This window comes from Glaciimonas sp. GNP009, from assembly GCF_054343755.1.
Genome location: NZ_JBTGUV010000004.1, coordinates 2,542,916 through 2,563,879 on the forward strand (window position 1 = coordinate 2,542,916; position 20,964 = coordinate 2,563,879).

At 50.4% G+C, this 20,964-nt stretch carries 19 protein-coding genes and 1 pseudogene; 16 read left to right on the forward strand and 4 right to left on the reverse strand.

What is annotated here, in order from left to right; all coding sequences use genetic code 11:
* Positions 1-45: 45 nt before the first annotated feature.
* The 3 genes from phnE (at position 46) to ACXX82_RS12075 (ending at position 2,366) form a co-directional block, all read left to right on the forward strand.
* The gene (phnE, locus tag ACXX82_RS12065; protein ID WP_458563987.1) at positions 46-819 is read left to right on the forward strand and encodes a phosphonate ABC transporter, permease protein PhnE; all 774 of its coding nucleotides are present in this window, start codon (positions 46-48) and stop codon (positions 817-819) included.
* Between the two features lie 154 nt (positions 820-973).
* Complete coding sequence (locus tag ACXX82_RS12070; RefSeq protein WP_322234972.1) at positions 974-1,435, forward strand: GNAT family N-acetyltransferase; 462 nt, start codon at positions 974-976, stop codon at positions 1,433-1,435.
* An 82-nt stretch (positions 1,436-1,517) separates the two neighbouring features.
* Complete coding sequence (locus ACXX82_RS12075) at positions 1,518-2,366, forward strand: D-hexose-6-phosphate mutarotase (protein ID WP_458562994.1); 849 nt, start codon at positions 1,518-1,520, stop codon at positions 2,364-2,366.
* Between the two features lie 52 nt (positions 2,367-2,418).
* Here the strand turns inward: ACXX82_RS12075 and phnN are convergent, their stop codons facing one another.
* Entirely contained in the window at positions 2,419-3,777 is a 1,359-nt protein-coding gene (phnN, locus tag ACXX82_RS12080) for a phosphonate metabolism protein/1,5-bisphosphokinase (PRPP-forming) PhnN (protein WP_458562995.1), read from the reverse strand.
* 234 nt (positions 3,778-4,011) lie between these two features.
* On the opposite strand from phnN, the gene phnG reads away from it, so the two are divergent.
* The 7 genes from phnG to ACXX82_RS12115 all read left to right on the forward strand — a co-directional run bounded on the left by phnG (position 4,012) and on the right by ACXX82_RS12115 (position 10,322).
* Positions 4,012-4,488, forward strand: a complete 477-nt coding sequence (phnG, locus tag ACXX82_RS12085) for a phosphonate C-P lyase system protein PhnG (RefSeq protein WP_322234978.1) — start codon at positions 4,012-4,014, stop codon at positions 4,486-4,488.
* Entirely contained in the window at positions 4,485-5,105 is a 621-nt protein-coding gene (gene phnH / locus ACXX82_RS12090; RefSeq protein ID WP_322234980.1) for a phosphonate C-P lyase system protein PhnH, read from the forward strand. The genes phnG and phnH overlap by 4 nt, the downstream gene beginning before the upstream one ends.
* A 39-nt stretch (positions 5,106-5,144) precedes the next feature.
* On the forward strand, positions 5,145-6,368 hold the full coding sequence (locus ACXX82_RS12095; RefSeq protein ID WP_458562996.1) for a carbon-phosphorus lyase complex subunit: 1,224 nt from the start codon (positions 5,145-5,147) through the stop codon (positions 6,366-6,368).
* On the forward strand, positions 6,368-7,300 hold the full coding sequence (locus ACXX82_RS12100) for an alpha-D-ribose 1-methylphosphonate 5-phosphate C-P-lyase PhnJ (RefSeq protein WP_458563988.1): 933 nt from the start codon (positions 6,368-6,370) through the stop codon (positions 7,298-7,300). Before ACXX82_RS12095 ends, ACXX82_RS12100 begins: the two co-directional genes overlap by 1 nt.
* On the forward strand, positions 7,297-8,085 hold the full coding sequence (phnK, locus tag ACXX82_RS12105) for a phosphonate C-P lyase system protein PhnK (protein ID WP_323506493.1): 789 nt from the start codon (positions 7,297-7,299) through the stop codon (positions 8,083-8,085). The genes ACXX82_RS12100 and phnK overlap by 4 nt, the downstream gene beginning before the upstream one ends.
* Before the next feature lie 55 nt (positions 8,086-8,140).
* Positions 8,141-8,872, forward strand: a complete 732-nt coding sequence (gene phnL / locus ACXX82_RS12110; protein ID WP_322234987.1) for a phosphonate C-P lyase system protein PhnL — start codon at positions 8,141-8,143, stop codon at positions 8,870-8,872.
* A 316-nt stretch (positions 8,873-9,188) separates the two neighbouring features.
* Positions 9,189-10,322 (forward strand): alpha-D-ribose 1-methylphosphonate 5-triphosphate diphosphatase, encoded by a 1,134-nt coding sequence (locus ACXX82_RS12115; RefSeq protein ID WP_322234990.1) that lies wholly within the window; start codon positions 9,189-9,191, stop codon positions 10,320-10,322.
* A gap of 31 nt (positions 10,323-10,353) precedes the next feature.
* Here ACXX82_RS12115 and fmt read toward each other — a convergent pair whose 3' ends face one another.
* Together fmt and def are read right to left on the reverse strand one after the other, a co-directional pair.
* On the reverse strand, positions 10,354-11,316 hold the full coding sequence (gene fmt, locus ACXX82_RS12120; RefSeq protein ID WP_322234992.1) for a methionyl-tRNA formyltransferase: 963 nt from the start codon (positions 11,314-11,316) through the stop codon (positions 10,354-10,356).
* 399 nt (positions 11,317-11,715) lie between these two features.
* A complete protein-coding gene (gene def, locus ACXX82_RS12125) occupies positions 11,716-12,240 on the reverse strand; it encodes a peptide deformylase (protein WP_322234995.1) in 525 nt (174 codons plus the stop codon).
* A 341-nt stretch (positions 12,241-12,581) separates the two neighbouring features.
* Between def and ACXX82_RS12130 the strand changes: the two genes are divergently transcribed.
* The 4 genes from ACXX82_RS12130 (at position 12,582) to ACXX82_RS12145 (ending at position 18,902) form a co-directional block, all read left to right on the forward strand.
* Positions 12,582-13,655, forward strand: coding sequence for a LysM peptidoglycan-binding domain-containing protein (locus ACXX82_RS12130; protein ID WP_322234997.1), 1,074 nt, complete (start codon positions 12,582-12,584; stop codon positions 13,653-13,655).
* Positions 13,656-13,793: 138 nt separating this feature from the next.
* A complete protein-coding gene (dprA, locus tag ACXX82_RS12135; RefSeq protein WP_323506519.1) occupies positions 13,794-14,966 on the forward strand; it encodes a DNA-processing protein DprA in 1,173 nt (390 codons plus the stop codon).
* A 383-nt stretch (positions 14,967-15,349) separates the two neighbouring features.
* On the forward strand, positions 15,350-15,829 hold the full coding sequence (locus tag ACXX82_RS12140) for a Smg family protein (protein WP_322234999.1): 480 nt from the start codon (positions 15,350-15,352) through the stop codon (positions 15,827-15,829).
* 379 nt (positions 15,830-16,208) lie between these two features.
* The gene (locus ACXX82_RS12145) at positions 16,209-18,902 is read left to right on the forward strand and encodes a DNA topoisomerase III (RefSeq protein WP_323506497.1); all 2,694 of its coding nucleotides are present in this window, start codon (positions 16,209-16,211) and stop codon (positions 18,900-18,902) included.
* A 120-nt stretch (positions 18,903-19,022) separates the two neighbouring features.
* On the opposite strand, the gene ACXX82_RS12150 is transcribed toward ACXX82_RS12145, so the two are convergent.
* A complete protein-coding gene (locus tag ACXX82_RS12150) occupies positions 19,023-19,640 on the reverse strand; it encodes a GspH/FimT family pseudopilin (protein WP_322235005.1) in 618 nt (205 codons plus the stop codon).
* A gap of 568 nt (positions 19,641-20,208) precedes the next feature.
* Between ACXX82_RS12150 and ACXX82_RS12155 the strand changes: the two genes are divergently transcribed.
* Positions 20,209-20,388: a ribbon-helix-helix domain-containing protein gene (locus tag ACXX82_RS12155; RefSeq protein WP_322235008.1), complete on the forward strand. Its 180-nt coding sequence runs from the start codon at positions 20,209-20,211 to the stop codon at positions 20,386-20,388.
* Positions 20,388-20,797: pseudogene (locus ACXX82_RS12160) on the forward strand (putative toxin-antitoxin system toxin component, PIN family). The gene ACXX82_RS12155 and the pseudogene ACXX82_RS12160 overlap by 1 nt, the downstream one beginning before the upstream one ends.
* Positions 20,798-20,964 lie beyond the last annotated feature (167 nt).

Genomic DNA, 20,964 nt, shown 5'->3' on the forward strand with positions numbered 1-20,964 from the left:
ATGACGACGTTAGCGCCAACGAAAGTGCATAAACCCAGCGCCAACATGCCGCTGCCAGTGCCGCCAAAGCAGTCTATTGCACGCACCTTATTTTGGGGCGTGCTGGTGGCGATCTTACTGGCGTCCTGGAAGGGTGCGGATATGCGCCCACTGGAGTTGTTGCGAGACGGTGGCAATATGGGCGTGTATGCAGCGAGCTTTTTTCCACCAGATTTCCATGACTGGAGAATCTATCTGGAAGAAATGCTGGTCACCATTCAAATCGCAGTATGGGGCACGGCTCTCGCTATCGTGTGCGCTGTTCCGTGTGGCTTGCTGGCATCGTCGAATATTGCACCGCCATGGGTCACGCAGCCTGTGCGCCGTTTGATGGACGCGGCGCGGGCGATTAACGAAATGGTGTTCGCCATGTTGTTTGTGGTCGCGGTTGGACTAGGGCCATTTGCGGGCGTGCTGGCATTATTTGTCGCCACGACCGGAACGTTATCAAAATTGTTTTCAGATGCGGTTGAAGCCATTGACCCGCAACCAGTTGAAGGCATCCGCGCCACTGGTGCGCACGCACTGGAAGAAATCGTGTTCGGTGTATTACCGCAGGTAATGCCGCTGTGGATCTCATACGTACTATATCGTTTCGAAGCGAACGTGCGCTCCGCGACGGTCGTCGGCATGGTCGGCGCGGGCGGTATCGGCGTGATCTTGTGGGAAGTTATTCGTAGTTTTGAATATGCCCAAACTTGTGCTGTTCTATTAATGATCGTAGTGGCTGTGACGTTGATTGATCTGGCCTCTTCGCGCTTACGTAAATTGTTCATTTAGTTACCCGGATTGGTGGACTGAAAAGGTGAAGATTCTGAATCGACACCGAGGCGGCAACAAACTGTTATTCTGGAGGGCGAAAATTACTATTCGCCCTTTTTTTTCCTCCGCTCGCGTTTTTCCGCAAAATATGAATACACCCTCCAGCGCTAGTATGCCTTCTTCCCATAATTTCATGATACGGCTTGCAACGGTTGACGATGCTGCGACACTGGTTGCACTGTTGGCCGAAATGGACGAACCTTCCGGAGAGCAAGTGCGATTGAATATCGATGGCGCGCGTGACATCGTGGCGCAGATGGCGTCTTATCCCAACTTCCGCGTGTTCCTGATCTTTGCTGATGGTGTGGCTGTCGGTACCTTTAGCCTGTTGATCTTTTGCAGTCTTGCGCATGATGGCAGTGAGCAAGCCATACTGGATGCGGTCGTCATTAGTCGTCAATGTCGCGGCGAGGGAATCGGTAGCGTGATGCTGGAACATGCCTGCAAAATAGCGGCTGACGCTGGTTGCTACAAAATCGCGTTATCATCGAATCTTAAACGTTTGGATGCCCATCGCTTTTATGAAACCTATGGTTTTCAGCAACATGGAATTAGTTTTTCGTTGCCGTTATAGAGGTTTTTATTCTTAGTCGAAATTAAAGGAAGATGCGCGCCATACGTTCAGATCAGCAACAAAAATCGTAAAGGGGCATCACTTGCCAACTGATTTAATTACCGTTGTGTCCGGCGATGGCGCAGAGGTTTCGGTGTCATTGCATGGTGGTCATATCTGTTCCTGGCGTACTGCTGACGGCTTCGAACGGCTGTTCTTGAGCCCACTGACAAAGTGGGATGGACACACGGCGATTCGCGGTGGAATACCAGTAATATTTCCCCAGTTTGGGAATCGGGGATCACTGCAAAAGCACGGTTTTGCGCGCACCGAACAGTGGACCTTGGTCGCATCCGAGGTCGGCGAAAATGGCGATGGATTGCTGCATCTCACTTTGTCCGATTCAACCGAATCAAGGCTGCAATTTCCCTATCATTTCAAGCTAGATTTGCATATTACCTTTTCTGGCGCATCGCTTGATACAGCGTTATTGGTGACGAATACGGGCCAACAGGCTTTTAGCTTTACATGCGCGTTGCACACCTATTTAGCGGCAGAAGTTGAGCAAGTGGCGATCAACGGCATAGGTGGTTTACGGCGTGAAAATAGTGTGCCTGATAGTCCCCTGAATGTCGATGCCGATGGCATTTTGCGTATTAATTCAGAAGTGGATAGTATTTTCTTCGAGGCTGGCGCGCCAGTGACGTTGGTCACCAATAATGCGATGGTGACGATGCAGCAAAACGGCTTTGCAGATGCTGTGGTGTGGAATCCATGGATCGAAGTGAGTAAAAGTATTCCCGATCTTCAGGATGATGCATATAAACATTTTGTTTGTATCGAATCGGCCGCCATAGAAAAGCCACTAACCCTCGCCGCCGGTGCGCAATGGGACGGACATCAGCAACTCACAGCCTGCGCGCCATCTATCATGACTTCCTCTGAAAAGTAGTGACGATTAGATTGATTGATGACGTTCGGACGAACGTCATCCTGGCAGCAAATTAGCGTGCACTAGAAAAAATATCCGCTAGTTGGCGTCCCGCAATTTCGATCGGTCCGCTGTTGTCGATATACGTGACATCGTCGTCTTCTTTAGCAGTGAATGCCGCACTCCGTAACAAACGGCACGCTAATGCCGATCCGGATTCACGCTGTCTATTTTCAATACGTTTTCTGATGAGTTCAGGATCGGCAATAATCCAGATAACTTTCGCCTGTGGGAATAATTCTCGTAATTGGGTGATGTATTCACGCGATCCATTGACGATCACGTCTCGCCCCGTTTTCAAGTCTGCTTCAATACCTCTGCGGATTCCATAGTATGTGTCGTTAGCTTGCCAGGTCATGCTGAAGCAGTCTTCTTTTTCCGCTTGCAAAAATTCGTCCGCGGTCATCGTTTCATGTGCTTCGCTAACGTGGGCAGGACGCGTGATACTGCGTCTGGCGAAAATCGATCTGGTATCGTCCGGCATTTGCGTCTGGACCCATTGCAGCAGTGCGTCTTTGCCGACTCCCGAGGGACCAACAACAAAAAATAAGCGGCCCTCCGCTGGTAAATCAAGTGAATTTGTATGATGAGAAGGCGCAGATTTCAAAAAAAGAAAATGCTTCCAAACCGTCATCGCCGCACCGGGTGAAGACTCCTTGAAAATAGTCAAACCATCGATCATCAATGGCGTCGTTAGCGCATTGGTGTGAGTGGAAAAACAGCTCTCTGCGGCGTCGCGGATTACCGTTACAGTCTCGCTATTTTGCGATGCTAAGGCATCGGTCAGCGTCATGTGAAATCGATATTCCTCTTCCGTATATTGATATCCCCATCGTGCGAGCAAGGCTTCCTGGCGCGCACTTAATGCAACTTTCCTACGCTTGGATAATTCTGCCGCAGTCGGTTTCGCTCTGAGCAGATCGAAGTAGCGCACGCAGCGCATAGCGAGGGCGCTAATTAATTCCTTGCTAGCGGGATCTGGCGTTTGCAATGCCAGAAAAGCGCCAAGAAAATGCACGCCGACGTCTTTGACCTCAAACGAAATTTGCGTATCAGAAAAGGACTGCGCCATGCTCACAAGATGCTCTTCCGAAAAGCCTTTTGCTAACCGAAATGGCGCTTTTAAAGTCGCATGGAATCCATAACGACGCGCATCCGTCGTCATTTGATGTAATGCGGCCGTTGATACATTGTCGATGCTCGGTTGCGTGCAAGATATGTCGGTTGCGGCATCACGGCCCAACCAATGGCTGCCTGCAGTCCACCAACTGACGTTGTGGACAGGTGCGAAATAGAGAGCGTATCTGGCAGGAAAGCTGCCATCGACAATGTCACTATCAATGCTTGCAGCAATGCGTCCGGTGTTTGTCATAGAAATTAGCGCGTCAGATACGCGAAAGTAAGCAGGTTCACAGGTCAATACAAAACTGTACCGAACGAAAGAATATTATGCCATGCAGAAAATATACATCGCCTATCCTGATAGTTTAGGCTTCAATTGTTACCGCGTTTTGACAGGATGACACAACTATATCCGTCATCAATTAATATATATTCCGCGGTGCAATGTCATCAAGCTTTAACATTACGATGTTCCAATGTCTGGATGGAATCTCAAACAATTACTTCAGCGCACTCAGCCCGTGCGTCCTGGATGTCGTTATTGGCTAAAGCGCCAGGCCCTGTTTTAATTGAAGCGGTAAGTCAATATACGCGACAACACGGCTTGCTTCCTTCCTATATCTGGTTGCGCCGTCCGGAGATTGGATTAGCAATGGTGCGCGCACGCACGGGAGGGACCGGCCAGCAATTCAATTTGGGTGAAATGTCTCTTACGCGTTGCGCATTACGCTTGTCTTCTGGTCAGATGGGCGTTTCTTACGTTGCGGGACGCGACGCGCAACATGCTGAATGGGCGGCGCTATTTGACGCCCTGATGCAAGGCGATGCTGCCGGCCAAGTTGAGCAAATGGTCTTGTCCCCAATCCGGCAGGCGCTGGCCGCACAACGTGCTTTAACCGAATCCCGTGCCGCTGTTACGAAAGTCGATTTTATGACGATGGTCCGTGGAGAGAATGAATGAGTGCAGTTTTTGAAGCCACACTATTACCGGCGTGGAACGATCCTGTGCACGATGCACAATCCACCTTTCGGGCAGTCCTTAAAGCGTTGTCTGAGCCAGGTTCGATACAAACCGTTGTGGCCGATATTCCATTTCCTGCACCGCTATTTCTTTCGACCACCGCGCTTTGTCTGGCACTTGCAGACGTTGACACTGCGATGTGGCTAGACGTTGGTGCCAACAGCGCCGCGCTTAACGCTTATTTGCGTTTTCATTGTGGTTGCCGGTTGGTGGAAGATGGAAAGTTGGCGACCTTTGCCGTTATGACTGATCCTCTCCAATTGGCCGGTGTAAACGCGTTGGAAAAATTCGCAATCGGCACCATGGAGTATCCAGATCGTTCGACCACGCTATTTGTTCAGGTACCCAGTTTGATTGATGGCCCGCAACGGTCTTTGTTTGGGCCCGGAATCGCACATCAACGCGTTATCAACGTTGCCGGTCTGCCTGAAAATTTTGATGCAATATGGCAAAAAAATATTGATCAGTTTCCCCTTGGTATTGATCTCATATTTTGTCATGGTTCTCAGATGATGGGTCTTCCGCGCACGACCAATATTGCCAACTGGAAGCCGTGATCGGCCCCATAAATCACGCAGGTTGATGGAGTATTAATTATGTATGTTGCAGTCAAAGGTGGCGAAAAAGCCATCGAAGAATCCTATCTGGCGTTAGCCCGCACTCGCCGTGGAGATCCTGCGCTGCCGGAGCTCACGGTTGCACAAATACGTGAGCAAATGCCGCTGGCCGTCGCACGTGTAATGACCGAAGGATCGTTGTATGACCGTGATCTGGCGGCACTGGCGATCAAACAGGCTAGTGGCGATTTGATGGAAGCCATTTTTCTGTTACGTGCCTATCGCACGACCTTGCCGCGACTACTATCCACGGTTCCGCTGGATACCGCAAAGATGGTGATTGAACGACGTATTTCAGGGACATTTAAAGATGTTCCAGGTGGCCAGATATTAGGCGCGACCTACGACTACACTCAGCGCTTGTTAGACTTTTCACTGGCTGCTGAATCGACTTTGCAGGTTGTAGTCGAGACATTGCCGCCATCAAATAGCATCTGCGATGGCAACCCAGAGAACACGGCTACCATGCCGCGTGTACTGGACTTTTTAAATGCCGAAGGTTTGATTGAGCAAGAACATATTCCTGAAGGCGACCCAGCACCCGGAGACTTAACGCGAGACCCATTAGCGTTTCCGGCGCAGCGCGATATCAGGCTGCAAAATCTGGCGCGTGCGGACGAAGGGTTCGTCCTGTCAATGGCTTACTCTACGCAACGTGGCTATGCCAACAGCCATCCGTTCGCCGGAGAAATACGTCATGGAAAAGTGAACGTGGAAGTGATCCCGGAAGAGCTTGGTTTTGCGATCGATATCGGCGACATTGAAATCACTGAATGCCAGATGGTGAATCAGTTTGCCGGTTCACACACCGAGGCAGCACGATTCACACGAGGTTATGGATTAACGTTCGGCTACAACGAGCGTAAGGTGATTGCAATGGGATTGATGGACAGGACTTTACGCTGTCAGGAACTGGGCGAAGAGGCCAACTCACCGGCGCAAATGGCTGAATTTGTGCTCTACCACTCGGACAATGTTGAAGCCTCGGGATTTTTGCAACATTTGAAATTACCGCACTATGTTGACTTTCAGGCCGAGCTTAATTTGATTCGTGCGTTACGCCGGCAGAGCGCTGATGCAGCCGATGCAGCGGATGCAGCGGATGCAGCAACGATGCCCAATCACAGCGCGAGTCTCTCGGAAGTTGAAGACGACTTGTCCGATACGGAAGCATCAAGTTTTGATGTGCAGAAAGCAGCATGATGGAATCTATTATTAATCAGCCAACGCAATCCCAGGCTTCAATCCAGCCGGAGGCGGGTTACAACTTTGCCTATCTGGATGAGCAAACCAAGCGCATGATTCGCCGCGCCATTTTAAAGGCGGTCGCTATTCCTGGTTATCAGGTGCCGTTCGGTGGACGTGAAATGCCGCTGCCATATGGTTGGGGAACGGGCGGTATTCAAGTCACCGCTGCGGTGATCGGGCAAAGTGATGTGTTAAAGGTGATTGATCAGGGTTCCGACGATACCACCAATGCGGTCAATATCCGCCGCTTTTTTCGTCGCACGACCGGCGTCGCCACGACCGAACGCACGACCGAAGCAACGTTGATTCAAACGCGGCATCGGATACCGGAAACACCGTTATCGCCCGGCCAGATCATGGTCTATCAGGTGCCGATTCCCGAGCCGTTACGTTGGCTGGAACCAAGTGAACAACAGACGCGTAAATTACACGCGATGGCTGATTACGGCCTGATGAGCGTGGAGTTGTACGAAGATATTGCGCGTATGGGTAAAATTGCGACGGCTTATGATTATCCGGTAGTGGTGAATAATCGCTACATGATGCGGCCCTCGCCGATACCCAAATTTGACAATCCAAAATTGCATCAGAGTCCCGCTTTGCAATTATTCGGTGCGGGCCGTGAAAAGCGTATTTACGCTGTTCCTCCTTACACCTCTGTCAAAAGTCTAGACTTTGAAGACTATCCGTTTGAAATTGAAAGCTGGGATCAATGCTGCAGTTTATGCGCCGCTGAAGATAGTTTTCTCGACGAGATTATCGTCGACGATCACGGCGCACGGATGTACGTTTGCAGCGATACCGATTATTGCCAACAGCGTGTGTTAGCGGAAGAAAATAGGCTGTCGCCCACGCCGCATCCATCAGCGATAGAGTGTCAATCATGAATAGCCAAACTCTTTCATCGCCGCTTTTAGAAGCCAAGAATTTGACGCACCGTTTCGGTGCTTTCTCTGCATGCGATAACATTGATTTGCAGCTGTATCCTGGCGAAGTGCTGGGTATTGTGGGTGAATCTGGCTCTGGAAAAAGCACGCTGCTAAATTGTTTGGCAGGTCATCTGGCGCCGAGTGAAGGACGTGTATTGTTTTCGACCCGCCACGAGGGCGTCGTCGATCTGTATCAAATTAGCGAAGCACGTCGTCGGTTGTTGTCGCGCACCGATTGGGGTTTCGTGCATCAAAGCGCGCGGGATGGCTTGCGTGCCAATGTATCTGCGGGCGCGAATGTCGGCGAGCGTCTGATGGCAATTGGTTCACGGCATTACGGCGATATTCGGCAAGAGGCATTGCATTGGCTGGATCGGGTTGAAATCGATGCCAATCGGATCGATGATTTGCCCCGTCATTTCTCCGGTGGCATGCAGCAACGATTGCAAATTGCCCGCAATCTGGTGACCAAACCGCGGTTGATTTTTATGGACGAGCCGACGGCTAGTCTGGATGTTTCGGTGCAGGCGCGACTGTTGGATCTGTTGCGCCAACTGGTGTCGCAATTACATGTCGCTGCGGTGATTGTCACGCACGATCTGGCAGTTGCCAGATTGCTAGCGCATCGATTGATGGTGATGCGTCAGGGACGCGTTGTGGAACAAGGTTTGACTGATCAGGTCCTCGACGATCCACAGCATCCTTACACGCAGTTGCTGGTCTCATCCGTATTGCAAGCTTAGACGGTTGCAGGCTTAAACAATTGCGGACTCAAAAAATATGATGGACGAAAATAGTATGCATTCTTTAAGACGTATCGAAGCAAGGCAGCTTTCAAAAGCGTTTGTATTGCATCTGCAAGGCGGTTTGCACATGCCGATTTTTTCCGATGTGGATATGGATGTCGATGCCGGTGAGTGTGTGGTGATTCATGCGCCGTCGGGTGCAGGAAAAAGTACATTGTTGCGCTGCCTGTATGCGAACTATCGCGCTAGCAGCGGAAGTGTCAAAATTCGGCACACGCTGGAAGACGGCGCGGACGCTGATTGGGTTGATTTAGCCACAGCGTCGCCGCAACAGATTCACGCCGTACGCAAAACTACGTTAGGCTTTGTCACCCAGTTCTTACGCGTCATCCCGCGTATCAGCACGCTCGATTTGGTTGCCGAGCCGTTGATCGTTAAGGGTGTCGAGGTTGATGAGGCTAAGGATCAGGCGAAGGCCTGGCTGTCACGTCTGAAGATTCCGGCGCGGTTATGGCAAGTGCCGCCGGCGACATTTTCAGGTGGTGAACAGCAACGCGTAAATATTGCGCGTACCCTGATTAGTGACTTTCCGATATTGTTGCTGGACGAACCGACGGCATCGCTCGATGAAGGGAATCGTGATACGGTGATCGCCATGATTCAAGAAGCGTGTGATCGTGGGACTGCAGTGGTGGGGATTTTCCACGATGAGTATGTGCGTCGTGCATTGGCGACGCGTCTATTTCCGCTGGCGGCGATCCAATCAGTCGAATTGGCAACTTAACATGATGAATAGAGTCTCAGGTAGAGTCTGACACAAAATCTGATGCAAAGCCTGAGATACATTTGAAATTCATCAGCGACGCTCCCAATAGCCAGTTGCCAGTGCGTTGTATGCGCAAATATTTGTCGGTTCTTATAACGTTATTATTTTAGGAAATCTCTGATTAAGTAGAGTAAGTTCTGAGCAAGCGTTACGAGCGGTTCAGGTTTTAGGCTGGAAGCAATCGTACGCATGTACGAAAAGCATCATAGACCTGAAATTGGATCCCCCAGTAGCTTAATCAGCACTTCCTTAGCTTTGTTGGCTTACGATCACTATGACCATACTCTCCGCCATAAAAAATGCGCGCATCGTTACGGCGCAAGAACATTTTATAGGTAACCTTTCGGTTGCCGCAGACACCATCGCCAACGTTGCCATTGGCAACTCTCAGGTGGGCGAGGATTGGGAGGGTGATTATCTGATCCCTGGAATGGTCGAACTGCATACCGATAATCTCGAAAAACATTTGATGCCGCGTCCAAAAGTGAACTGGCCAATCCTGCCAGCCATTCTGGCGCATGATGCACAAATTGCGGCCGCTGGTATCACGACCGTACTAGACGCATTGGGCGTTGGTGATATCGATCCGGAAAGCGTGCGTAGCACGATGCTCGCAATGTGTGTTTTAAATATTCAGCGTGCACGCGAAAAAGGTCTTTTGCGGGTAGAGCACTTTTTGCATTTGCGGCTTGAACTGGCAGAAGAAAATCTGCTTACAATGTTTTTGCCGTTCTTGAACGATCCGTCTTTAAAGCTCGTGTCTCTAATGGATCACACGCCCGGACAGCGGCAGTGGACCGACCTCAGTCACTACCGTATCTATACCACTGGAAAACGGGGATGGAGCAACGAAAAAGTAGATTCAATGCTGGAGAACATGCTTGAGCGCCAGGTGCGCTATGCAGACGATAATCGTCGCCGTATCGTCGAGAGTTGTAATGCGATCGGCAAGCCGATGGCGACGCACGACGACACTACCGTTGCGCACGTGACTGAAGGCGTTGCTGAAGGCATCAAGATTTGTGAATTTCCTACGTCCCTGATTGCTGCGCAAACTGCACGGCAAAACGGTTTGGGTACCATCATGGGCGCGCCGAATGTGGTACGAGGCGGTTCGCATTCAGGGAACATCTCGGCGGCCGAATTGGCGCGCGCTGATTTACTCGATGTATTGTCGTCGGATTACGTGCCAGCGAGCTTGTTGCATGCAGCATTTCTGCTACAAAAAGAAGGGTTCAGTTTGCCAAAGTCGATCAACACCGTCTCGCGCAATCCGGCCCGTATGATTGGCTTCGATGATCGCGGCGAGATTGCGCCCGGTTTGCGTGCAGACTTTTTGCGGGTTCGCGTGGTCGATGATATTCCCGTGATTTTGCAAGTGTGGAAGTCGGGGCAGCGGGCGATCTGATCGACGGAATTGCCGGGTATGTACCTTCCGGTTAATCAAACGCCCCATCAGCCATTGGAAATGCGCGTATAAAGTCGTTCGCCGGCAAGCGTTTCCCGCCAGGTTTTTGCAGTACGGTGAGCCGCAATGCATTCGCACCACAAGCAACGATGACACCATTTTGCGGATCGGCGCTGATTACTTGCCCTGCGCTATACTGATTGTTTAGGTTGCTGTCGAGAACGACTTCGGCATCCCATATTTTTAATGTCACGCCTCCGAAAGTGGCAAACGCCCCGGGGAAGGGATTAAACGCACGAATTTTTCTATCCAAACTATCTGCTGGCAAATTGAAGTCTACAGCCGCCTCTTCTTTGGTAATCTTTGCCGCGTAGGTCACGCCAACGTCCGGTTGCGGTGTCGCCGGTAGTTCATTTTTCTCCAGCTTGCCAATTGCCTCCACAATCATTCTGGCACCGAGCACCGCCAACTTATCGTGCAGACTACCGGTGGTGTCGCGATCGCCAATCGGCACGTGTTCAATCAACATCATCGGACCGGTATCCAGACCTTGCTCCATTTGCATGATGGTCACGCCGGTTTCTGTGTCACCGGATTCAATGGCCCGATGTATCGGAGCCGCACCGCGCCAGCGCGGCAAGAGTGAACCATGAATGTTAATACATCCATGGGGCGGTATCTTCAGAACGCTGAGAGGCAAAATGAGGCCATAAGCGGCGACTACCATCACGTCATGCGGTGTGGCCTTTAATAACGTGTGCGCGTCTTGTGCGATGTCGGGATATTTTCCATCCAATCGCAACGAGACCGGCTGTGCGACGGGTATATCATGCGCGAGCGCAAACGCCTTCACTGCGGAGGCATGCAATTGCATACCGCGGCCAGCAGGGCGATCAGGCTGTGTGAGTACGAGCGTGATCTCATGCCCTGCGTCGTGAAGGGCTTTTAAGGCAACGGCGGCGAATTCAGGAGTTCCGGCAAAGATTATTTTCATACCAGGATTTTATTACGGATGAGTTTGTTTTGCTGCTTATGAATGCTATTCACTATTTGTTTTTAGCAAAAGCGACAAGATAGTCATCATGCAATGGTGATGCATCACACACCATAGATGACAGCAGCTTGATCAAATTGGAATGATAAGGAATATTTAACACGGAAGGTTTGACACGGATGCATTGGCCCCGCAAGTGGTGAGGTGCGTTGCAGGCGACCGAATCGGTCTTGATGGTATGGTCGCCAGAAACGGCTGATAGTGAGTTTATCTTTTTTAGCATTGTTTTAGCTAAAAAAATTGCCTGCATGAGTGCTAAATGCAGGCAATTTATAGAGGCTTAAAGCGGAGGCTTAACGCTTAACAATTATCGCTTAAGTATTCACCCATACTTTCTTGTTAGCGATATTGCTTTTCCCGCTTCAGTTCTCGTTCTTCTTTAAGCATCTTTGCTTTGATGCGGTTGCGCTTTAACGGCGACAGATATTCGACAAACATCTTCCCTTTAAGATGGTCCATTTCATGTTGAATACAGACCGCAAGCAGACCTTCAGCGTCAACTTCAAATGGTTTTCCATCAGCATCCAATGCGCGCACTTTGATGCGCGCTGGACGTTCGACGCCGTCGTATATTCCCGGCACTGAGAGGCATCCCTCGTCGTAGATTTGCTTTTCTTCGCTGGCCCAGAGAATTTCCGGGTTAATAAAAACGCGCAGTTCTTTACCCGTGTCGGAGGTATCAATCACCAACAGTTGCTCATGGACATCGACTTGGGACGCCGCCAAACCAACGCCGGGAGCCTCGTACATTGTCTCGGCCATGTCGGCAATTAAGCGCTTAAGACGGGCGTCAAAAACGGTGATCGGCCGAGCAATTTTTTGCAGGCGGGCATCGGGGTAACGCAAGATATTTAATAGAGACATACGGTTCTGGACGACAATAAGGCGATTCGAAAATGGTTTATCACTTGCTAGTTTCAGCGTTTATAGGCAAAATTTGATGCGCTTTGGCAAACATTTTTACAACTATTGTGGGTGTGTACAGCGGTATTTTACGCGGCAAACCACGCAATTGCATTTTGTTAGTCAATTCCAGTTTAACGCATTGATAGTCCGCAAATCACCTTACTCACCTGGCCGACCAATTCGCTGGCTCTACGTAGCAGCTGCGTTGACCATTAAGGGTGGGGAAAAAGGTGGTTGGAAAGGTGCGTATTGATGCACTAAGGATGCGCTAACTTAACGCCACATTTACCGGAAACAACATGAAAAAGTTTAGCACAGCTGCACTCCTTCTCGCTTTTGTAGCTGGCATTGGTATTTTGCCAATCTCCCAAGCGCAAACGACGGCAAAGGCGCGCTGTGCGTTTTTGCCCAATGCACCAGATCAGCATGTCGTCGTGCGTGGCGATACGCTGTGGGGAATTTCGGGGCATTTTTTGCAGAATGCGTGGTGCTGGCCGCAAGTGTGGGGAATGAACCGAGAGCAAATTCGAAATCCTCATTGGATTTATCCTGGACAGATCGTTTATTTTGACCGCGCGGCGGGTCGACTGCGACTCGGCACGCCAACTGGCGGCACGTCTGGCACGATTAAGTTGTCGCCACAAATTCGGGTAGAAGGTCTGGGAAGCGAAGCGATCTCTGCGATTCCGGCGGAGGAAATCGCGCCGTTTCTTTCGCAGCCGTTGATCATTGAAGAGGACGGATTAAATAACGCTCCGCATATTGTTGCCGTACAGGAAGGTCATGTAAATTTGGGCCGTAATGATCTCGCTTACGTGCGTGGCGATCTTAAGGGCGGTACCTCATTCCAGGCTTTCCGTCCCGGCAAACCCTTGAAAGATCCGGTCACTGGCAAGGTCATCGCCTATGAGGCAGTATATTTAGGCACGTTGAAACTGGAGCGTGCAGGCAAAGCAGAAAATGAAGCGGATACCTTCCGCATCGTTGAGTCGAAGGAAGAGATGAGCGTCGGAGATCGTTTGGTGGCAGTGCCGATTACCGCCATTTTGAACTACGTACCGCACCCACCTTTGGTTGACGTCAATGCGCGCATTGTCTCGATTTACGGTGGGGTTGCCAATGCAGGTCAGAACCAGATTGTCACCATCAATAAGGGTGCAGAAGACAACATGGAGGTTGGCAATGTGTTGCAGTTATACCGATTTGGTAAAACCATCGCCGATCCTTTAGATGGAAAAAAAGCTGTGAAACTTCCCGATGAGCAATACGGCACGTTATTTATCTTCAGAATATTTAGGCATATTTCTTACGGATTGATCATGCAAGTTCGCGATACAGTGGAGGTCGGCGATATTGCCAGATCACCAGAGTAGACGGGCTAAGTGTTGCAAACAGAAAATATCCTCAATATTAGTAACGATGCCGCTGTCATTGAAACGCCATTCACAGCGGCAAATACATTCTCCCAACCACCCGGCCGGCCAGGGGTTGCTCAATCGGTGTTTCAACCGATGTTGGCGAGCGATCTTGCAGACTGGCTTAGGTTAGAGCAGACGGAGGGTGTCGGATCTTCCACCGCACGCCGTCTGATGGCTGCCTTCGGCCTGCCAGCCAATATTTTTTCCAGCTCGCTAACCGCTCTCCAAAACGTTGTCTCGCACAAAATTGCGCTGGCGCTGTTGGCACCGTTATCGGATTTGACTAAACAACGGATTGATTGTGCTTTGGAATGGGCGCAGCAGAAGGGCAACCGGATTCTGACGCTGGCCGATAACGACTATCCCGCGACGTTGCTTAATATTTCTGATCCGCCATTAGTTCTATACGTGAAAGGTCGGGTTGAATTGCTGGCGCGACCTTCACTGGCAGTAGTTGGTAGTCGCAATGCAACCGTGCAAGGCACCACTAATGCCGAGCGATTCTCTGAGACCCTGAGCCAGCGCGGACTGACGATTATTTCGGGTCTGGCGCTAGGCATCGACAGCGCTGCGCATGTCGGTGCGTTGCGCAACACGCGCCAAACCTTTGACGCGGGGAGCACAGTCGCGGTGATCGGGACCGGCGCGGATATCGTTTATCCGTCACGCAATCGCAGTCTGGCCCATGAGATTGCACAATTTGGCTGTATTGTTAGTGAGTACCCGCTTGGCATGTCGGGTATTGCGGCTAACTTTCCGCGTCGGAACCGGATTATTTCAGGGCTGTCTGCCGGAGTTCTGGTGGTAGAAGCCGCCGCCCAGTCCGGTTCGTTGATCACCGCCCGAATGGCGGCGGAGCAGGGCAGAGACGTTTTTGCGATTCCCGGGTCAATTCATTCGCCGCTTTCTAAAGGTTGTCATCAGTTGATTAAGCAAGGAGCCAAGCTCGTTGAGTCAGCGCAGGATATCCTGGAGGAAATGGCATCCTTTGTATCGCCGGCGCGTCCAGCTTCTGCGGTCTCAAAGCAAGGTGAATTACTAGCGCAGCCATTATTGTTTTCTACGCCATCAGACGATAGTGAGCATACGCGCTATGTTGATGATCCTTTGCTAGCCGCTCTCGGCTTTGATCCGGCGAGCATCGACATGTTGGCAGCGCGCAGTGGTATCGATATCGCACTATTAAGTGCGCAGCTATTGACGCTTGAGCTAGAGGGTTTAGTAGAGTTGCTTCCAGGCGGTGTTTATCGGCGCATCGGCCAATAGAAACAATTTTACTGCTGGTCGCGCATCTTGATATCAATCCGCTTGGGTCTCGCGTGAATTTTGGCGTAGATTCAAGCTCAGATTTCAGCGAATTTTTTTACCGCCAGTTACACATGTCAGAATGACACTTTCGGCAGAATGCGTTAAATCCTGCGATACTGGTATAAAGGTATCTATAAATTATGGGTAAATCACCTTATTTGGGCGTTTAATCGATTGTAAAGACCGCAATTTTGCGATAATTGTCTAGGATTTTCGCAAAAATGCCCCAATTGGGTTGTATCCTGGCAATCCACGCGGCCCAACCTCTCCTCGCTGATTGCTGTTTTTGCAAATAGTTTTAGCAACTTGTTTTAGTCCAATCTTAGCGATACAGTAGAACCATGTTTGAAGTCCTAGTTTACCTATATGAAACATATTACCGTCCCGATGCCTGCCCGGAACCTGAGGCCTTGGTCAGGAAACTGACGGCAATTGGTTTTGAAGATGATGAAATTACCAAAGCGCTTGGCTGGCTGACTGATCTGGCTGTAAGTAATCACTCTTACGCTGACCGCTATCCTCAGCAAACTGCATTTTCATTTGGCATGCGGATATACGCGCCGCAAGAAATGGACGCACTTGGCACAGAAGCAATAGGCTTCGTTCAGTTCCTTGAGTCAGCTAAGATGCTCAATCCGGTACAGCGCGAAATCGTCATCGAACGTGCTTTAGCCGCAGGGGAATCGCTAATATCACTCGATAAGCTTAAAGTAATCGTGTTGATGGTGTTGTGGAGCCAAGGCAAAGAGCCGGACGGATTGATGTTTGATGAGTTGTTTCTTGACGACGATGAAGACCCGGAACCGCGCCTGTTGCATTAGAATTGGCAGCGCAGGCTTCTTCGACCATTAATTGTAAGCAACGGCAGCGCTTGCCGGGCTTGCGATATTCCCAATAACCCGCTTATCATTGGCCGCTTAATCACTGCCGTATTCTATGTTGGCTGTTATAGTGTGCGAGAGTTGCCTTTTGGTAAGCTAATAACTCCTTTCGATAACGCTGTATTTCGCAGTTGTTTGGACCGAGTTGTTCCGACCCAGCTGTTTCAATCCGGCCGATTCAACCCAATTGTTTTAGCCCGGTCGTACCAACGTAGCAATGATTAAGTTCTGCATTTCACCGACTAGTTAAACGAGTATTTAGCTGTAACATGCGCCAACTCATTTGATGGGAAAGCGCGCCACTTTCGAGACCATATTTATGAGCAAGACCCTCATCATCGCCGAGAAACCTTCTGTCGCGAACGATATCGCGAAGACGCTTGGCGGCTTTACCAAGCACGATGAGTACTTTGAGTCCGACGAATACGTGCTGTCATCAGCTGTCGGTCACCTGCTGGAAATCGCCGTACCTGAAGAGTTCGATGTCAAACGCGGAAAGTGGACCTTTACCCATTTACCGATGATTCCGCCGTATTTCGCGTTGAATCCGATCGCCAAGACCGAAGCCAGATTAAAAGTACTCAACAAGCTGATCAAGCGTAAAGACGTCACCGCACTGATCAATGCCTGCGATGCCGGACGTGAAGGCGAACTGATTTTCCGCCTGATTGCGCAACACGCCAAAGCCAAACAGCCGGTCAAACGCCTTTGGTTGCAGTCAATGACGCCGGGCGCTATCCGCGATGGTTTCGCCAATTTGCGTGCCGATGAAGATATGTTGCCATTGGCCGACGCCGCCCGTTGCCGCAGTGAAGCTGACTGGCTGATCGGTATCAACGGTACCCGCGCAATGACCGCGTTTAACTCGAAAGAGGGTGGTTTTTATCTGACCACCGTTGGTCGCGTACAAACGCCGACACTCTCGATCGTGGTCGAGCGCGAAGAGAAGATTAAAAAATTCGTTCCGCGTGACTTCTGGGAAGTGCGGGCAGAGTTTATCTGCGCCGCCGGTATTTATGAAGGTCGCTGGCTCGATACGCAACACAAAAAAACCGAGAATGATCCCGAAAAACGCGCCGAGCGTTTGTGGAGTCTGGCTGCCGCAGAATCGATTGTTGCGGCTTGCCGCAACAAGATGGGCAACGTCACCGAAGAATCCAAGCCAACCACGCAAATGGCGCCGGGATTATTCGACCTGACCAGTTTGCAGCGTGAGGCTAACTCGCGCTTTGGATTCTCCGCAAAAAATACGCTCGGTCTTGCACAGTCTTTATATGAGCGCCACAAAGTCCTGACGTATCCGCGTACCGATTCGCGCCATTTGCCGGAAGATTATCTGAGCACGGTCAAAGAAACGCTGGAAACCGTGTCGGAGAACAACAACTATCAACAGTTCGCCGCGCAGATTCTCAACAAAGGTTGGGTCAAGCCGAACAAGCGTATTTTCGACAATAGCAAGATCAGTGATCACTTTGCGATCATTCCGACTACGCAGGCACCGAAGAATCTGTCCGAGCCTGAGCAAAAATTGTACGATCTGGTCACCCGGCGCTTCATGGCGGTGTTTTTCCCTGCCGCTGAATTTCAGGTGACTACACGCTTTACGGAAGTTTCCGGTCATCAGTTCAAGACTGAAGGCAAGGTCATGATCAATCCGGGATGGCTGGCGATTTATGGCAAGGAAGTCGCGGACGAAAAAGATGCAGAAAACAGCGGCACATTAGTTGCCGTGGCCAGCGGCGAGAAGGTCAAGACCGACAAAGTCACAGCCAACGGATTAGTCACCAAACCGCCAGCGCGCTATACGGAAGCCACGCTGCTGTCCGCGATGGAAGGTGCTGGCAAGCTGGTTGATGATGGTGAACTGCGCGAAGCCATGGCCGGTAAAGGTCTGGGCACGCCAGCCACGCGCGCGGCCACTATCGAGGGTTTGATCTTTGAACGCTACATGCTGCGTGAAGGCCGTGAGTTAATTCCGACCGCCAAAGCGTTTCAGTTAATGACGCTCTTGCATGGCCTGGGTGTTGACGAATTAACCGAGCCTGAGTTGACCGGCGAATGGGAGCATAAGCTATCGCAGATGGAAAAAGGCAAAATCACGCGCGAAGAGTTCATGCGTGAAATTGCCCAGATGACCCAAACCATCGTCAAGCGCGCCAAAGAATACGACAACGACACGATCCCTGGCGACTACGCAACACTGGTCGCGCCGTGTCCAAATTGTGGCGCTGTAGTGAAAGAAAATTATCGTCGGTTTGCTTGTACAAAATGCGAATTCTCAATGAGCAAAACGCCGGGAAGCCGCCAATTTGAAATTGCAGAAGTCGAAGAGTTGCTGATCAATCGGACTATCGGCCCGTTACAAGGTTTCCGCTCCAAGATGGGACGTCCGTTTGCGGCCATCCTCAAAATCAGTCGCGATGAAGAGATCAAGAACTCAAAACTTGAGTTTGATTTCGGTCAAAACGACGAGGCAGGCGAAAACGGTGAAGGCGTTGATTTCACCGGTCAAACGCCCGTAGGACCATGCCCAAAATGTGGCAACGGCGTATTTGAACTGGGTCTTGCGTACGTTTGCGAGAAGAGCGTCGCCAAGCCGAAAGAATGTGATTTCCGCAGCGGCCGCATCATCTTGCAGCAAGAAATCTTGCCCGAGCAAATGGCGAAGTTGCTCAATGAAGGAAAGACCGATTTGTTGCCGGGCTTTGTTTCCCAACGCACACGTAGGCCATTCAAGGCATTTCTGGTCAAAGGCAAGGACGGCAAGGTCAGTTTTGAGTTTGAAGAACGGAAGCCAAAAGCACCGGCTAAAGGGAAGGCCAAAGCGGCAGTCGTTGATGGTGACGCAGATGCTGATACAGCAGACGTCGCAGTGGTCAAAACCGCGGCCAAAAAAGTCGTCGTAAAGAAAACTGTGGTGAAAGCGGCTGCCGTGAAGAAGGCCGTCGCCAAGAAACCAGCAGTTAAAAAAGCAGTGGTGAAGCGCGTGATCGCAAAAGCCAAAGCGGCATAATTGCACTAACATGTAGTTAGGTCGCGATTATCGATGCGATAGCATTACAAAAAGCCGTCAGTGGCAACGCTGGCGGCTTTTTGTTAAGGCGTTTTCTTCTGGCGCTGCTGCGTTTAGCTATTAGCAAACAGGATCGGCAGCGCCTGTTTTGCGGACGACTCGTGCGAGCCCAGTAACCGAAATACATACGCGTCGCGCAAATTTGGTGCCGGGGCTGAATAGAACATTAAACAATGTATAGCGGTATGAGGCCGAAAGGGCGCCTGTCGCGCTGTATACCACATATGAGTGTGAGCCGGTAATTGTGGTCATGCTATTGGATGTGAGGCTGTGGAAAAGCCTTATTACTGGCGTGGTATCAAAACGGCCAATAGAAACGTCTACAATCCATCCTTGAGACCAATCGCGCTCAATGAGCTCATAATCGCCGTCCGGATCATAATCGTGTCCCCGTGATCGGCTGTTGTAGCTAGCGCCACCGCCGCGACACACAATTATGTTAGGTCTGTCAGGCATGACAATGTCGTAAGCCGCGCACACTCTTACCATTCGACCCCGCATAATCGCCTCTGATCGGGCGAACCGATTCGCGGCCAAGAACAACTTGACGTTACTGGCGACGCGGATATCAGTCACAAAATCACGCATGGATGGCAACGCTATCGCTACCAGAATTGCGACCACCGCAATCGTAATAATTAGTTCGACCAGCGTAAAACCTTTGTTCGGACTAAGCATAATGGCTACCTTCGTAGGTGCAACAAGCAAGTAAGAGGGAGGAAAAACAGGGCGATGTTATTTGCGGAGAAACTGCAAAGCGATAAAGATCACCCACGATCCGGCGCAGAAAGGCATGTCTTTTTAAGAAGATAGAATGCTCATTCTGCAGGAAAGTGCTGTGTAAAGATTTAAGAAAAATCTGAAAATGGGGGGAGACTTATCTATAAAAATAGATTGAGTACTAGCGCATTTTGGACGAAGTGTTTTGGAGTGGGCCGGATTTTCAGAGACACGGCCTGAAAGTCAATTTTGTGACCGTAATTTACGCATTATAAAAAAGACAAATCGGCGGTGATCACGCCGGACCGCATTTAGCCTGTTTTTCAGTCAAGATTTGCAGGTTGTGGAAAGGGTAGTAAATTCTCGTATTCCACATAAACTTGAGCGGAGTCTCAGCTTGGTGCATAAACACATAAACACATAAACACATAAACACATAAGCAGTTATACGCCTAAGAAGGAAATAATTATGCGCCAAATACGCTGGAATATTGCGGTTTCGCCGGACGCAGATTAATCGCTTCGTATGTTCCTTGCTAGTCGGGGTGGTCGAAAAGGTGATCTTTCCCGGTTTATTGAGGAGGCCGTTCGCGCTCATATTCTCGAGCTAACGGCCGAGCAGACAAAAATGGCCAATACGGGCGTGAGCGAGGTCGATCTGACAGCCATGGTTGATGAAGCCGTGCAATGGGCCCGGAACCACTGATGCGGGTGGTACTTGATACGAAGGTCTTATTGTCCGCACTTATTTCCCCTCATGGCGCACCAGACGCGATTATCGGGCTTGGCGCGCAGCGAAATTTGAGGTTGTCAATTCATTGGTGCAACTTGATGAATTGCGCCGCGCCAGTCGATACCCCAAATTCAAAGCAGTATTGCAACCCCATCAGGTGGGCACGATGGTCAACAATTTTCAACAGGCAATTGTTTTAGATCGATTCACATCAGACGTTGAGGCTGATGACCCGAATGATGCGTTTTTGCTCGCTATGGCGCTCGCAGGCGATGCTGACTATCTGGTGACTTGAGAGCGGCGGGCGGGTCTATTACAGAGAGGGAGCTTTGGTCGAACACGGATTCTTACTCCCAGCGGATTCCGCCCCGAAATTCTTTAATATTGCAAACGATGTAAGCGTCGCTAACAGGGCAGTCAATCGCAGAATATTTGAGTCTCTGCGCCGCTTTAGGGGGTTGCGGAATGTTGCCAAAAAGAAGTGCAAACAATGACACTTCCTTAAGCGATCGGCATTTCAACATAAATTGCCCCACATTTTTGATCAAT

Bases quoted from the DNA above. Each gene is read 5' to 3' on its own strand.
- phnE (WP_458563987.1), top strand. From the start codon at position 46: ATGCCGCTGCCAGTGCCGCCAAAGCAGTCTATTGCACGCACCTTATTT.
- ACXX82_RS12070 (WP_322234972.1), top strand. From the start codon at position 974: ATGCCTTCTTCCCATAATTTCATGATACGGCTTGCAACGGTTGACGAT.
- phnN (WP_458562995.1), bottom strand. From the start codon at position 3,777: ATGACAAACACCGGACGCATTGCTGCAAGCATTGATAGTGACATTGTC.
- phnG (WP_322234978.1), top strand. From the start codon at position 4,012: ATGGAATCTCAAACAATTACTTCAGCGCACTCAGCCCGTGCGTCCTGG.
- phnH (WP_322234980.1), top strand. From the start codon at position 4,485: ATGAGTGCAGTTTTTGAAGCCACACTATTACCGGCGTGGAACGATCCT.
- ACXX82_RS12095 (WP_458562996.1), top strand. From the start codon at position 5,145: ATGTATGTTGCAGTCAAAGGTGGCGAAAAAGCCATCGAAGAATCCTAT.
- ACXX82_RS12100 (WP_458563988.1), top strand. From the start codon at position 6,368: ATGGAATCTATTATTAATCAGCCAACGCAATCCCAGGCTTCAATCCAG.
- phnK (WP_323506493.1), top strand. From the start codon at position 7,297: ATGAATAGCCAAACTCTTTCATCGCCGCTTTTAGAAGCCAAGAATTTG.
- phnL (WP_322234987.1), top strand. From the start codon at position 8,141: ATGCATTCTTTAAGACGTATCGAAGCAAGGCAGCTTTCAAAAGCGTTT.
- ACXX82_RS12115 (WP_322234990.1), top strand. From the start codon at position 9,189: ATGACCATACTCTCCGCCATAAAAAATGCGCGCATCGTTACGGCGCAA.
- fmt (WP_322234992.1), bottom strand. From the start codon at position 11,316: ATGAAAATAATCTTTGCCGGAACTCCTGAATTCGCCGCCGTTGCCTTA.
- def (WP_322234995.1), bottom strand. From the start codon at position 12,240: ATGTCTCTATTAAATATCTTGCGTTACCCCGATGCCCGCCTGCAAAAA.
- ACXX82_RS12130 (WP_322234997.1), top strand. From the start codon at position 12,582: ATGAAAAAGTTTAGCACAGCTGCACTCCTTCTCGCTTTTGTAGCTGGC.
- dprA (WP_323506519.1), top strand. From the start codon at position 13,794: ATGTTGGCGAGCGATCTTGCAGACTGGCTTAGGTTAGAGCAGACGGAG.
- ACXX82_RS12140 (WP_322234999.1), top strand. From the start codon at position 15,350: ATGTTTGAAGTCCTAGTTTACCTATATGAAACATATTACCGTCCCGAT.
- ACXX82_RS12145 (WP_323506497.1), top strand. From the start codon at position 16,209: ATGAGCAAGACCCTCATCATCGCCGAGAAACCTTCTGTCGCGAACGAT.
- ACXX82_RS12150 (WP_322235005.1), bottom strand. From the start codon at position 19,640: ATGCTTAGTCCGAACAAAGGTTTTACGCTGGTCGAACTAATTATTACG.
- ACXX82_RS12155 (WP_322235008.1), top strand. From the start codon at position 20,209: ATGTTCCTTGCTAGTCGGGGTGGTCGAAAAGGTGATCTTTCCCGGTTT.